The 13,312-nt window shown below is 54.3% G+C and carries 12 protein-coding genes; 7 read left to right on the forward strand and 5 right to left on the reverse strand.

From position 1 onward, the window contains the following. Positions 1 to 171: 171 nt before the first annotated feature. From F1728_RS03570 to F1728_RS03585, 4 genes are all read right to left on the reverse strand, one after another. Positions 172 to 1,371, reverse strand: a complete 1,200-nt coding sequence (locus F1728_RS03570; RefSeq protein WP_194242666.1) for a CvpA family protein — start codon at positions 1,369 to 1,371, stop codon at positions 172 to 174. Between the two features lie 548 nt (positions 1,372 to 1,919). Then, on the reverse strand, positions 1,920 to 2,369 hold the full coding sequence (dtd, locus tag F1728_RS03575; RefSeq protein ID WP_145039510.1) for a D-aminoacyl-tRNA deacylase: 450 nt from the start codon (positions 2,367 to 2,369) through the stop codon (positions 1,920 to 1,922). Positions 2,370 to 2,400: 31 nt separating this feature from the next. Then, positions 2,401 to 3,507 (reverse strand): glycine oxidase ThiO, encoded by a 1,107-nt coding sequence (thiO, locus tag F1728_RS03580; RefSeq protein WP_155362938.1) that lies wholly within the window; start codon positions 3,505 to 3,507, stop codon positions 2,401 to 2,403. Between the two features lie 143 nt (positions 3,508 to 3,650). Further along, positions 3,651 to 5,552 (reverse strand): c-type cytochrome domain-containing protein, encoded by a 1,902-nt coding sequence (locus F1728_RS03585; RefSeq protein WP_155362939.1) that lies wholly within the window; start codon positions 5,550 to 5,552, stop codon positions 3,651 to 3,653. A 402-nt stretch (positions 5,553 to 5,954) separates the two neighbouring features. On the opposite strand from F1728_RS03585, the gene larE reads away from it, so the two are divergent. The 4 genes from larE to F1728_RS03605 all read left to right on the forward strand — a co-directional run bounded on the left by larE (position 5,955) and on the right by F1728_RS03605 (position 9,361). Beyond that, positions 5,955 to 6,818, forward strand: a complete 864-nt coding sequence (gene larE / locus F1728_RS03590) for an ATP-dependent sacrificial sulfur transferase LarE (RefSeq protein ID WP_155362940.1) — start codon at positions 5,955 to 5,957, stop codon at positions 6,816 to 6,818. An 82-nt stretch (positions 6,819 to 6,900) separates the two neighbouring features. Next, the gene (locus F1728_RS03595) at positions 6,901 to 7,998 is read left to right on the forward strand and encodes a threonine aldolase family protein (RefSeq protein ID WP_228030492.1); all 1,098 of its coding nucleotides are present in this window, start codon (positions 6,901 to 6,903) and stop codon (positions 7,996 to 7,998) included. Between the two features lie 520 nt (positions 7,999 to 8,518). Next, complete coding sequence (locus F1728_RS03600) at positions 8,519 to 8,815, forward strand: flagellar biosynthesis anti-sigma factor FlgM (protein WP_187782242.1); 297 nt, start codon at positions 8,519 to 8,521, stop codon at positions 8,813 to 8,815. A 48-nt stretch (positions 8,816 to 8,863) separates the two neighbouring features. After that, entirely contained in the window at positions 8,864 to 9,361 is a 498-nt protein-coding gene (locus F1728_RS03605) for a Fur family transcriptional regulator (RefSeq protein WP_145039493.1), read from the forward strand. A 51-nt stretch (positions 9,362 to 9,412) separates the two neighbouring features. On the opposite strand, the gene F1728_RS03610 is transcribed toward F1728_RS03605, so the two are convergent. Next, the gene (locus F1728_RS03610; protein ID WP_228030493.1) at positions 9,413 to 10,510 is read right to left on the reverse strand and encodes a prepilin peptidase; all 1,098 of its coding nucleotides are present in this window, start codon (positions 10,508 to 10,510) and stop codon (positions 9,413 to 9,415) included. Between the two features lie 297 nt (positions 10,511 to 10,807). Between F1728_RS03610 and F1728_RS03615 the strand changes: the two genes are divergently transcribed. The 3 genes from F1728_RS03615 (at position 10,808) to F1728_RS03625 (ending at position 13,235) form a co-directional block, all read left to right on the forward strand. After that, positions 10,808 to 12,232, forward strand: a complete 1,425-nt coding sequence (locus F1728_RS03615; protein ID WP_228030494.1) for an ammonium transporter — start codon at positions 10,808 to 10,810, stop codon at positions 12,230 to 12,232. Positions 12,233 to 12,463: 231 nt separating this feature from the next. Beyond that, on the forward strand, positions 12,464 to 12,802 hold the full coding sequence (locus F1728_RS03620) for a P-II family nitrogen regulator (RefSeq protein ID WP_145039491.1): 339 nt from the start codon (positions 12,464 to 12,466) through the stop codon (positions 12,800 to 12,802). Between the two features lie 94 nt (positions 12,803 to 12,896). Further along, positions 12,897 to 13,235 carry a P-II family nitrogen regulator gene (locus tag F1728_RS03625; RefSeq protein ID WP_155362942.1) on the forward strand — a complete coding sequence of 113 codons (339 nt, stop codon included), beginning with the start codon at positions 12,897 to 12,899 and terminating at the stop codon, positions 13,233 to 13,235. The last annotated feature ends 77 nt before the right edge of the window (positions 13,236 to 13,312 follow it).

Below are 13,312 nucleotides of genomic sequence, written 5' to 3' on the forward strand. Positions count from 1 at the left end.
ATAATGTCCGTTATGTTAAGTTCGGGGCTGTTTTGGGCCTGTTTTTACAGGGTTTTGAAATTACCCTGTTTCAGCCCCGCTGAATCAACATTACGGCAACTCAGTCACTCGCGACACCAGCTCAGAGGCTCTCAGATCAACGCTGCTGGCCTCTGATTCTGATCGCAAGCTTTATCTGCGTTGCACGCTCTGCATTCGCTGCTGGAGCGCTGCACCAAGCGAGTTCACAGGCACCCGCTGCAGCTGCAATTGACGCAACACACGCGCGTCTAAAGGCGTAGTCACATCGGTCTGTGGATCGGGGTCTCCCCCGTTCAGCAGCAGGTCCGCTTTCCAGTCTTTCAACACGGCTATCACGATCTGATCCGGCAGTCCGGACAGGTCGAGTTCAAACTCCTCGATCATCGATTTCTGGGCATCAGGATAGTCCGAATAGACGGCCGCAATCTGCTTCAGCAGCTGTGTGCGTTCGCTGGTAATCTGCTGCGCCCCATTCGCCCCGAAAGTCGAATTATCCGTGGGTACGGAGACCTGGGGCTGACCTTCTCCCCAGTTGTCCGTCACGGTCCGCAGCACACCCGGAATCTTGGATGATAATTCACTGGCAAACTGCTCCCGGTCCTTGGGATCAGTCGCGTTGTAAGCTTCAATAATCTTGTCTTCCAGCTCGCCCCTGAGGTAGCTGGGAATTCGTTTCAGAATGTCCTTCAGCAGCGAATCCTGGTTGGTCGTCCGTACGTCCGATCCACTCCCTCCCGGCTTTTCAAAAAACGGGCTGGGCAGATCACTGGAGCCCGGTGGAAACGGATCGTCGTCCCCGTGCTGATGATCATGATCGAAGGGACCATCATGGTCGTGGTGCATCGGCACGTCCGGATGATCCAGCTTGGCCAGACAGTCATCCAGTACCTCGTGCAGCTCCGCAGGCATCACGGGAGCCATTTCGTTAAGAATCACCGCAGCCGCGTACCCGCTGTGCGATTTGATCACAGTAGCCCGCGCGGTTTCTGAAATCGTAATCAGAAAGAATGTCAGGAACAGACAGAATACCACTCCCTTGAGCAGTCCCAGCAAGGCTCCCAGATGGCGGTCGAATTCATTGAACTTCAACGAATCGATGGCCGTCTTCAGGCTGCGTGCCAGCGTAAAGGAGATAAACGAGAAGCCGATGTAGATCGCCAGCATCGCAATCCAGCGATTGAGTGGCGGTTTCACATTGATCATCGGCGCCAACTGGATCGAAAGTGATTCGGCGAACGCGAAGCACAGCACCAGCGCGGCAATCGCAGCCAGCTGCCAGACCACACCTTTGGAGGCGCCTTTCCAGACTGCGTAAATCAGAATTCCAACAATCAACAGATCAAACCACATCGCGACATCCTGTCTCGTAGTATTGCACATCCATGAACAATGATCGGGGTGGCCCTCCCCCCTGCCGGTACTCCCCCGATTTTTCAGAAATTCGAGAGAAGGGGATTATAGGTAAAAATCAGGGTCAGCGCAAAGCCCAGATTTTTGCCCGGTAATTACAGGCCCACCGCGTCATGTCTCCCCATTTTGGCATCTGAGCAAAGCAGGGGTCTGTCAGCAAAATTATCTTCAGTGACACGAATTCACCGGTTCCGGTAACGATCAAAATAATACATGATCACCCGGCTCAACGAAATTACTAGGACCGCAGTTAGAATGACAAATACGATTAGACTGAAGATGGCGAAAAGCACAAAGGGAGCACTCCCGATTGGCCCAGTTTCACGAATTCCATCAGTGCGTACCGATTCGAACTCTCGAAACAGATAATTCAGTAACACAGGAGGAACGCCGCATATAAAAATCACGAGTGGCAGACTGACCACGATCACCAGGATTCTCTGATACAGTTTCATCCCACAGTCCTCGCTTCGAGGAAATGAATGCGTTTAAAACTGTTTGCGACTGTCCAGGAGCAGGGTGATCGGCCCGTCATTTACCAGTTCCACATCCATATGCTCCTGGAAGCGACCGGTTTCGACTTCGATCCCCTGTCCTTTCACCTCGGCCACAAAGCTCTGATATAATTCGTTCGCCTGTTCGGGACGTGCTGCATTCACAAAACTGGGACGACGCCCCTTGCGACAGTCGCCCAGCAACGTGAACTGGCTCACGACCAGCATTTTCCCGTTCACATCCGCAAGCGCCAGGTTCATTTTCCCGTCCGCATCTTCAAAGACGCGCAGGCCCACGGCTTTCTGTGCCAGGTAAATCACATCGTCCTGCGTATCGCTCTGTTCGACTCCCAGCAAGACCAGGAATCCCTGCTCGATCTGTCCGGTAATTTCACCATCGACGGTAACACTCGCACGGGACACGCGCTGCACAACGGCTCTCAAGTTGTCTCTCCTCGTCAGTCCACTTTTCAGATCAGTCCGTCATCCCGCGCGAACAGGAAAACGCATCCAGGGGCACATCGGTCGGCTCTTCACAGATCAACTGTCTGATCAACCGCGCCGTGATCGGCGAAAGCTGTAAACCATCCCGGTAATGCCCCGCCGCCATGAGCAGGTTTTCAAAACCGTCAACAAAACCCAGGTAAGGCAGCCCGTCAATCGACCGGGGACGCAGCCCTGCCCACGCACGTTCGAAGCGTGCCTCTTTCAAGGCCGGCACCAGCGCCTGAGCGAACTCTATCAGGCCCGCCACTCCTTCTGCAGTATTCTGTTTATTGAATCCGATGTCTCGTTCGGTCGAACCGATCAGCAGTCGACCATCGCTGCGCGGCACCAGGTAGCGTTTCCCCGATTCAATCACCGCCTGGAACGGCAAAAGATCCATCGATAACAATACGATCTGCCCCTGGATCGGCACCAGCTCACACTTGAGTCCCAGTTGAGTCAGGATCTCGGGAGACCACGCTCCCCCGGCAATGATGGTCCGCCCTGCTCTTTGAATCCCCGCATACGTTCGTACGCCGGTGACCTTTGTGCCTTCGCGTTCGAAGCCTACAATCGGCGTCCCTGGCTCGAGCTTCACACCCCGCCTGACGCACGCGGCCAGCAGCGCCTGCATGTGTCGAGGATTGCGTACCTGTGCCATGTCCGGCAGATAGAAGCCCGAGGTGATCTGCTCTCCAATATATGGAGCACGTTCCCTCAAGGCACATTCATCGAGCGTCTCCAGTCGCACACCTGCCTGTTGCCATTCGGTGAGATATTCATCCCAGTTCGGCGTGTCCGTCGTATAAGACACGTGCAGGCCGCCACAGTTGAGGTAGCCGTTATCGACGCCCGATTCTTCTTTCAGCTGTTGTGACCAGTCCGGCCAGAGAGGCTGACTGGCGGCTCTGAGCATGAGGCGAGCCGTGGTGGCAGATTCTCGATCTGCGGGAGGCAACATCCCTGCCCCCGCCCAGGACGCTTCTTTCCCGAACTGCTGACGATCGAAGACGGTCACCGACAGTCCCCGAATCGCCAACTCATAGGCGATCGACAGTCCGATCACCCCGCCACCAACTATATTGACATCCTGCATAAGAATCACGCGCCCTGGTCACACTCAAAATAAACGAAACACGCAGCGCGTCGATTATAGCGGACCGCGCCCAGATTCACAGGGCAGCGCTCACTCCCGGCAGACCGGAAATGAGCAATTCATCACACCAGAGACACGCCTGTCTAGTTCGACACGCGGCCGGGACGCAATGTTCGGGCATACGCGGTCGCCAGGGCCCGGATGTTGGTGCCGTACACTTTCGTGACCGCATTCACCGGCGTGGTTCCGCTTTTGAGTTCCTTCAACAGCGCCGCCATCTTGGGCAGGCCCCCGTTATTGATCAGAAACTCAACCAGCGTGAACCCGACTGCCGTCGTCTCGGATGGTGAGAACGTCCCTTCCGCCACGAGTGCTTCCGGACGCTGCACCTTGGGAGCCGCTTCAAGAGCCTGCTGCCGCAACGATTCGAAATAAGCCTGGCTGGTCGTCGATTTGGATGCCAGCAGCATCCCCAATCCGCGGGATGCCCACATGGGGACCTCCCCTGCTCCACGCTGAATCGCTGCATTAGTCAATCCGGCCATCAGGTTTGTCTGCAATCCGGGAGAGCTCGCATCCGCCTGATCCCCCACGTCCTGCATTACGAGGTAGGCATCCAGAGAATTCGGTGTCACCTTGGTATGCCACGTCGTATCGTTGCCCACACGCCGGTCTTCAATCGTCTGGTTGAACTCAGAATAGCCGAAGCGATCCTTGAAGACATAAACGGCCAGCTTACCCTTCCAGAACGGTTTCTGTTTTTCATTGAACAGTTTTCGCAGATCTTCCACCTGCGTCGTTGCCCAGCCGCTGACCTCCTTCAGACGATCTGCACTCACATTACCATAGAAGATGAAGTCGTCAGTCTCGAGCATTTCCGCCGGGTCATTATTCACGACCCGCTTCCAGGTCGGCTCCAGAGTATCACGACGCAGCTTGGCAAACTCATCAGGCGACATGTTCGCCAGTTCCGCCATCCGCTTTTCTTCATCGGTCGGCACCATTTCCCGCAGATTGCCCTTCGCGTCTTTACCGTCGAACTTGGCCCCTTCGGCAATCCAGGTTTTGAGGTCTTCTGCATTCTTGCGTTTCAGCAGCGCCTGTCCCTGGGGCATTTTGATCGGATCCTGCAGCCCCACCAGGTGCCAGAGCCGACTGTCGTCCGGCTTGCCGGGCACGATCACTTCCCCGGTATCGCCACCACGCAGAATATCTTCGAACGTGACCACGGAAAAACCACTGCGGGGATTGTTGCCACTGTGACATCGCATGCAGAAATCGAGCATCCACGGCGCGATATCATTCATAAACGAGACTTTTTCATCACCGGTCGCCATCACAACCTTCACCGGATTCTTCTTCGCTTTCACCGAGGCACCGATCGGATCGGTCTCTTTGGTACCATCGAAGCGTGCCCCCTCTGCAATCCAGCGGGCAATCAGCTGAATCTGGTCCCGGTCCAGTGCGGGCTCGTTCTTGGGCATCCGCTGATTATCGTCAGGAGTAATCAGCTTGCGAACAATCAGACTCGCATTCGGATTTTGAGGCACCAGCAACAGACCATTGCGGCCCCCTTTTCGCATATTCGCGAAGGTATCCAGTCTCAGATTGGCACTCCCCCGCTGCTCGCCATGACAGCTCACACACTTTTCATTTAAGATCGGTGCAATCTGTTCTTCGAAGCTGACGCCTTTATTCGCAGCGCCCGGCTTGTTGCCGCCGGTGCCCATCGCCTTTTCCAGGAATGTCCGCCGCAATGCGATCAGTTTCTTGGTGCTGACCGACAGCGGGTCCGTTTCGGGGATCATCGCGTCCTGAACCAGCTTGTCAAACTTGCCTTCCTCTTCGTCGATCGCCGCCTTTGCTTCATCAAACTTTTTCTGGCGAATCAGCAGCGAGACCTTCGTCAGATTTTTCTTGATGGAGGCCAGCTCTTTACGCTGCTCGCTGGTCAGCTTAGCTGCGGATACTGAGACCAGGTTCATTCCCAGGACCAGCATGACGACGCAAACCAGACGCACGAAACGGACAGACCAGAATGACATAACTATCCCCGTTGTATTTGAATTCAGATTTTGAGTGAGTGATGAGATCACAGCGGGCGAAGACTCCCCTGCTCCGTCATTCGACGAATTCGATCCTCGTCGGTCTCACGCGACGGGTCCCGCAGGTAGCAGACAGCCCAAGTCTATTGTTTTCAGTATAATAGGGCAGCAGGTGAGTTAAAAGATCTGAATCAACCGAATCAGAAATCTTAACCGCTTCGCTCCCCTGCTCACTTAAACAAAACCTCCACTTGTCTCCGGGGATTCGCGGCTATTTCGCTGTGCAATCCAGAATCCGGGGATTTTTTCCGGCGATGTTCCAAGACAATCCTCCCCCCGGTTGTCTATAATCAATCCAGCGGAAACATCTCGATAACCTGTTAAACTACCATTACTTTGACTATGTCACTCTCTGCCGAATTATCCCGGAAAACAGATCACCTGCAGCAGATTCTCGCGGACATGGACCGGATTATCGTCGCCTTTTCCGCGGGAGTGGACAGCACGGTTGTCGCCAAAGCCGCGTTTCTCGCACGCGGAGATCAGGCACAGGCGGTCACCGCCGTCAGTCCCAGCCTGGCTTCAGGAGAGAAAGAAGAAGCGATTAAGCTCGCAGAACTGATCGGAATTCCGCATCAGCTCGTTTCGACTTCCGAATTCGCAACCCCTGAATACCGGGCCAACGCTTCAAATCGCTGTTTCTACTGCAAAACCGAACTCTACCAGATCCTGAACCAGGCCATCGCCCGTCACGACTGGCAGGACGCGACGGTCGTCAATGGCGCCAACCTGGACGACCGCGGCGATCATCGCCCCGGCATGCAGGCGGCCGCGGACTTCGAAGTCCGCAGTCCACTGATCGAAGCCGGCCTGACCAAAACCGATGTCCGCGACCTGGCCCGGCACTGGGATCTCCCCATCTGGAACAAACCGGCCCACCCCTGCCTTTCCAGTCGGATTGCCTACGGCGTGGAAGTCACCGAGGAACGGGTCGGCAGAATTGACGCCGCCGAGCGATACCTGCGGGAAGAATTCGACATCCCGGAACTGCGGGTCCGCCTGGAACCCCAGGAGCTGGCGCGTATCGAAGTCCCCCTCGACCAGATCAATCGCCTGACAACCCCCACTACCCTGCCCCGGGTCACCCAGAAATTTCTTGAGCTCGGCTTTCAGAATGTCACCCTCGATCTGCAGGGATTCCGTTCCGGAAGCATGAACTCATTTCTTTCCCTTGAGGAACTACAGATAGCCGCTCATAAATCTTAAGTCACCGTAGAGAACAACACGACCAACCAACCGGTGATGCACTCCGTGATCTCCACAGCAATACATGACAAGGAATAACCCAGTGGCCCCGCTTGATCCCGCATTTATCGATCTTCGCAGTGATACGAAAACCAAACCCACGCCTGACATGCTGCAGGCCATGATGACCGCGGAGCTCGGCGACGATATGAACGCCGAAGACCCGACCGTAAATCGTCTGGAAGCCATGATCTGCGAAATGCTCGGCATGGAAGCGGCCGTCTTCGCCTGCTCGGGAACCCAGTCCAATCAGATGGGTGTTCGCGCTCACTGCCTGCCGGGCGACGAACTTCTGATTCACGAACTGGGACACATCGCGATGTTTGAAGGCGGCGGTCCAGCCATCTTGAGTGGTGTCTCCTGTCGCACCCTCTCCGGTGAGAAAGGCATGCTCGCCCTGGAAAACGTACGAGGTAAAATTCGTGCAGACGACCAGCACCTCTGTCGCACCCGCCTGCTCTGCGTCGAAAACACCACCAATGCCGGCGGTGGCCACTACTACCCTCTCGACCAGCTGACCGAAATCTGTGACTGGGCACACGAGAACGGCCTGAAAACCCACATGGACGGTGCCCGCGTCTTCAATGCAACGGTCGCCGGCGGATACTCGATTGCGGAGGTCTGCAAACCGCTGGATACGATTTCGATCTGCTTCTCCAAGGGACTGGGCTGTCCGATGGGCTCAATCCTTGCCGGCCCCAAAGAGGAAATCGCCAAAGCCCGTCGCTCCCGGAAAGTCTTTGGCGGTGCCCTGCGTCAGGCCGGTATCGTCGCCGCCGCCTGCATCTATGCCCTCGAAAATAATATCGAACGGTTGCAGGAAGACCATGACAACGCCCGCTTCCTGGCAGAACAACTCGCTGGAATCGACGGGATCTCAATCAATCCCGCGGAGACCGAAACCAACCTGGTCTTCTTCGATATCGCCCCTGAGCATGGAAATGCAATGCAGCTTTCAGCCGCTCTGAAAGAGCTGGGAGTCGGCATCGGTGCGATGGGTGAAACTCGTCTGCGGGCCTGCACCCACCTCGACATCACCCGCGAGCAGATCGAACAGGTCGCTCCCACAGTCCAGAAAGCCCTGCAGCAGGGACTGGAAAAATACGCCGGAATCGCCACCGGCCCCTATGCCCGCGGCTGAGAACCATAAAGCCTTTCATAAATAGACCTTACCACAGGTAAGGCCGGCAGAACTGAATCTGCCGGTCTGCCTGCGCATCACAACCGGCATAATCGCTACAGGCAGCCGAGTCCTGTGTCCAAACGCTGATTTCTGAATGGGAAGTTAAACTTTTCCCTGAGCAGTCGTCGATGGAATTAAGGTTCAAACTCCCCTCAAAGAATGAGGCTGTAACGACATAAGAATATGTCTTACCTATAAGCCCTGTCTTATTTTACATCATTGAGCTGGAGGATGTGCAGGAAGCCATTCTACATTCAATATTGAATTATCAAACTGCTGAAAACAGGTGTTCTTTTGCTTCACTAAGACGCAAAACCACTTGAAATCAGCGAATTCAATGAAAGAATTGGCTATGACTGCAGACTACCAGTTGAATCGATCCCCCTTCTTACGATATCATGAGCCTCATACAGTAACTAATGGTCGGGAACTTTCGATCCCGTCTGGTTCAGGATCACGTGACAGGGGGAACGCCGCCATGGATGTTAACGGCACCAGTTCTATTTCCGGATCGCTGCCTATCAGTAAGCAAGCTGGTCCGAGCAACACCAACATCAATAAGACGCCTGGTACGAAGCCGATCTCCTCACCGCAGGATCAGCTGGAGATTTCTTCCGCGGGGCGTATGCTGGATGAAATGACGAACAACTCCGATATGCGTGCAGAGCGGTTGGCACAAATCAAGGCAGCCATTGATGACGGAACTTACGAAACGGATGAGAAACTGGAAGCAGCCTTAGGGCGACTTCTGGATCAGTTCAACGATTCCGAGTAATCCGCACCGGCGCTGTAGTAGAGACTTTTGACGAGGAAGAGATTTACCGTGCTCAATTTTGAAAGCCTGGAAATCGCTGTTTCTCCTACCGAGAAATTCAGAGAGTACTTGGCCACAAAAGGGATGAGATTAACTCAGGAACGCGAATTAATCGTCGCGGAAGTTTTCTCGTCCCACGAACATTTCGACGCCGATCAGCTGGTCGAGCGGATGGCCCTCCAGAAAACCGGACGCCGGGTCAGCCGTTCCACCGTCTATCGCACCTTAGGCTCGCTCGAAGAAGCTGGCCTGTTGCGAAAGGTAGCACGGACCAATGATCGCGATGTGTACGAGCACGACTATGGCTATCCCCAGCATGATCACTTCATCTGCAAAAGCTGTGGGGAACTCTTCGAATTCCACAATGAGGAAATTGCGAATCTGCTTGAGAAACTGGCCGAGCAGATCAATTTCCGCATGAGCGAACATCGTCTGGAAGTCTATGGCATCTGCGATGAATGCTCACGGCCTCCTCAGCGCCGCCACAAGAAGCTGGACCTGATCTAAACCCAATCAGGTCATTTCGTCTTGTATTTCCAGCGTGTCAGAAGTCAAAGCTTACTGACGCTTAATCGGAATCGACCGGTAAACCCGCAGCATCAGCAGCAGCCCGATAAACGCTCCCAGGGCAATGCCGCCAATGATGGCCAGCCCGCCGATATCGCCAAACAGTCTGCGAATCGAGAATTCCGGCGGCGCGCCGGGCACCGCAGAGGGCCATTCCGCCAGCCAGATCCACTGCCAGCCCATCAACACGATCAGCGTTGCCGCACATAGATAAGGGCCATAAGGCAGATAAGTCTTGCCGGTGGTCATCCGCGTCGCAAAGCCGATCAGCAATCCGCACAAGGGGGCGAGCAACAGAATAGGCACGATCGGCTGCCAGCCCAGAAAACTGCCCACCATCGCCATTAAGGTGACATCCCCCAGACCGAGTGCTTCCTGTCCCAGCAGCACCGAGGAAATCAGGCGTACGCCCCACGTCAGTCCGCCTCCTGCCAGCAACCCCGCCATGCTCCAAGCCAGGCCGTGCCAGTGCGAATGGTCTTTAATCCACTCAGGAATGTAAGGCCCCGCCAGTCCTGGAATCGCCTGGTTCCAGTCCACCCAGAAATGGATGATTTGTAACTGCCCCGCGACCGTAGCCCCGATCACTCCCACCAGCATTCCGGTCACGGTGATCTGATCTGGAATCAGGTATTCACGAAAGTCGATACTGGTCGCGGCCACCAGCAGAGTCAGCAGAACATAATGATAAAGCAGCCGCCACTCGAACATCCCCTCGGGAGGCACCACCGAAGGCACATCCAGACAACGAAAGTGGACCGTCATCAGATAATAGCCGGCAAACAGGATTCCGGTTCCCAGTTCGAGTAAAAATTCGGAGCGAGGCAGCCGCCTGGAACAGGCCGGACAACGGTTCCCCAGGGGGATCCAGCGGAGCAGCGGAATCAGTTTCCAGCGCAAAATGCGCGCACCACATGCCTCACAGCGCGACAGTGGCTGCGGTTTTGACTGCAGTGACATCCGCCGAACCCAGGAATTTACCCCCTGCCCGACCAGCGCTCCCAGTACAAACAGGACGCCACAAGGCACCAGTAATGCCAGTTCCGGGGGCAATAATGTATTCAAATGTTTAATCTGCAGGTTCATCATATCTTAAACAAACCGGAATAAAACCTGTGATTTGACAGGTGATTTTAGTGCACGCCTTTGGTAGACTGACGCGTTAACTGGTTTGACCGCATGGTCATGCTGAATGTGAATATGGTGAAGTCTGTAAGCAGCATTGGCAATTGCCGATGCTCAAAAAACATCAAATTAGAGGAAACTGCTGACAGAAGTTTCTCTCCTGGATTGATGAATTCATAAGCAGACCATCAGCTCAAACCAGTGAGAAAAGCGCTCGCTCACTGCTTTTTACAATTCTTTGCGCTCAGAAAGGCCCCTGTAATGAGGAGAGTCTACAGACTTCGTACGTACTGCACAATTTTTACACTCTGTCTTAGTTTATTAGCAAGCGGTCCGCTATTTGCAGATGAAACAACCAGTGCCCCGCCGCTCGGATCGAGTGCAGAAGCGCCGGCCCAGGAAGCTGCTGCTGTCGAATTCAGCAATGCAGACATCGCCTGGATGATGGTTGCTTCAGCACTGGTGCTGATGATGACGGCACCCGGGCTGGCTCTGTTTTATGGTGGACTCGTTAGAAAAAAGAACATTCTGGGCGTGATGATGCAATGCGTCTTCCTGATGGGACTGATGTCCGTCATCTGGGCACTCTGGGGTTACAGCCTGGCCTTTGGATCCGACATTCTCGGTGGATTCGTGGGTGGCTTTGATCACGTCCTGCTCAAAGGGGTCATCCCCAGCTGGAAAGATGGTGCCGTAGACATTCCGGCCAACGGCAGTATTCCCAAAGCCCTGTTCATGGTCTTCCAGATGATGTTCTTCATCATCACACCAGCCCTGATCTGTGGTGCGTTTGCTGAACGTATGAAATTCAGCTCAATGGTAGTCTTCTCCGTCCTCTGGGGCACCTTTATTTATTGTCCCATCGCTCACTGGGTCTGGTCTGATACAGGCTGGCTCTGCGAATGGAACGAGAACGCCCTCTACCCCGCCTTTGACTTTGCCGGCGGAACCGTCGTGCATATCAGTTCCGGCTTCTCGGCTCTGGTCTGTGCCATTCTGCTCGGGAAACGACTGGGTTACGGTCAGGAACCGATGCCTCCGCATAACTTAACTTACACATTTATCGGTGCGACCATGCTCTGGGTTGGCTGGTTCGGCTTCAATGCCGGTAGTGCTGTTTCGGCAAACCCGGCTGCCGTGAATGCCTTTGTTGCCACTCACCTGGCAGCTGCCGCAGGTGTCCTTGCCTGGTCAATTGCTGAATGGATCTCGCTTGGGAAACCCAGCATTCTGGGTGCCTGTTCCGGTGCGGTCGCCGGTCTGGTCTGCATCACACCGGCCTGTGGTACGGTGACGCCTCTCTCGGGAATCATCCTGGGGCTGATCGCCGGCTTTGCCTGCTACTTCGCCTGTACCACACTCAAATCCAAATTTAAATATGACGATTCACTCGATGCATTCGGCGTGCACGGCGTGGGGGGAATGGTTGGGGCTATCCTGACCGGTGTCTTCGCCACCCGGGCCATTACCGGCAACGCGGAAGGATCGGGGTTACTGGAAGGAAATACACAGCAGTTCATTAACCAGCTCGTCAGTGTCGGGGCTGCGGTCGTGATCTCCGTGATCGGCACGATCATCATCCTCAAACTGATCGATCTGACAATGGGTCTGCGAGTCAGTAAAGATGGCGAAATTCAGGGTCTCGACCTGAGTCAGCATGGCGAAGAGGGATACATTTTCCTGTAAGCATCTCGGTGATCAGAGCCGGCTGGTGCTGGCTCTGATCACCTGTTTCAGGAAAGTCATCCGGATTGGCCCTGCGTGTCAGTTCGAATACTTCTGAGAGTTTTCAGGGGAAATGAAATTGAGGTATCGAGATTTTCCCCTGGTTTCGATATAATAGGTAAGTGTGATAGTCGCTTGGGTTTCTGAAAGCGCTGTAGGAAAACCTGGCATTTTTCTGGGAGTATGATTCCGATGAAAAAAGTGGAAGCTGTCATCAGACATTTCAAATTGGAAGAAGTCAAAGATGCCCTCACCGAAATCGGTGTACAGGGTATGACTGTGTCTGAAGTACGGGGTTTTGGACGTCAAAAAGGACACAAGGAACAGTATCGTGGAGCTGAATACACGGTCGATTTCCTGCCCAAGGCCAAAATGGAAGTGATCGTTCCCGATGATCAGGTTAAAGCTGTTGTCGACACGATTCTTGAATCAGCCCGCACCGGTCAGATCGGTGACGGAAAGATTTTTGTTCTTCCCGTGGAAGACATCATCCGTATTCGTACGGGAGAAGCTGGAGAGACCGCTCTCTAAAATAGACGTAAAGCGAGGGGCCGATTTCCTGCCCCTTTTGCTTTACATCTTTTACAGAGCTGAGTCGCGTTACCCCTTGATAAAGAAGTCTTAGATGAAAAAAATTCAGGCAATCATACGCCATTACAAACTTGAAGAAGTCAAAAATGCCATTTCGGAGCTTGGCATCAGTGGTATGACTGTCAGTGAAGTCCGGGGGTTTGGTCGCCAGCGCGGTCACAAAGAAACCTACCGCGGCAATGAGTACATCGTCGACTTCTTACCCAAGGTGAAAATTGAAATCGTTGTCCAGGATGACGTGGTCTCCCAGACCGTCGAAACCATTACACAGGTTGCACGGACAGGCCAGATTGGTGACGGGAAAATTTTTATCACGAATCTCGATGAAGTTATCCGAATCCGTACGGGAGAAACCGGCCCGGAAGCGGTCTGATTTGCTGACAGCTTCCTTACGCGATTCGCTGTCATCAGGCCAGGCAGTCCTGTTTCGTTTTTCGTTTCAGCCTGGAA

It is taken from the genome of Gimesia benthica (assembly GCF_009720525.1).
Lineage (GTDB): Bacteria > Planctomycetota > Planctomycetia > Planctomycetales > Planctomycetaceae > Gimesia > Gimesia benthica.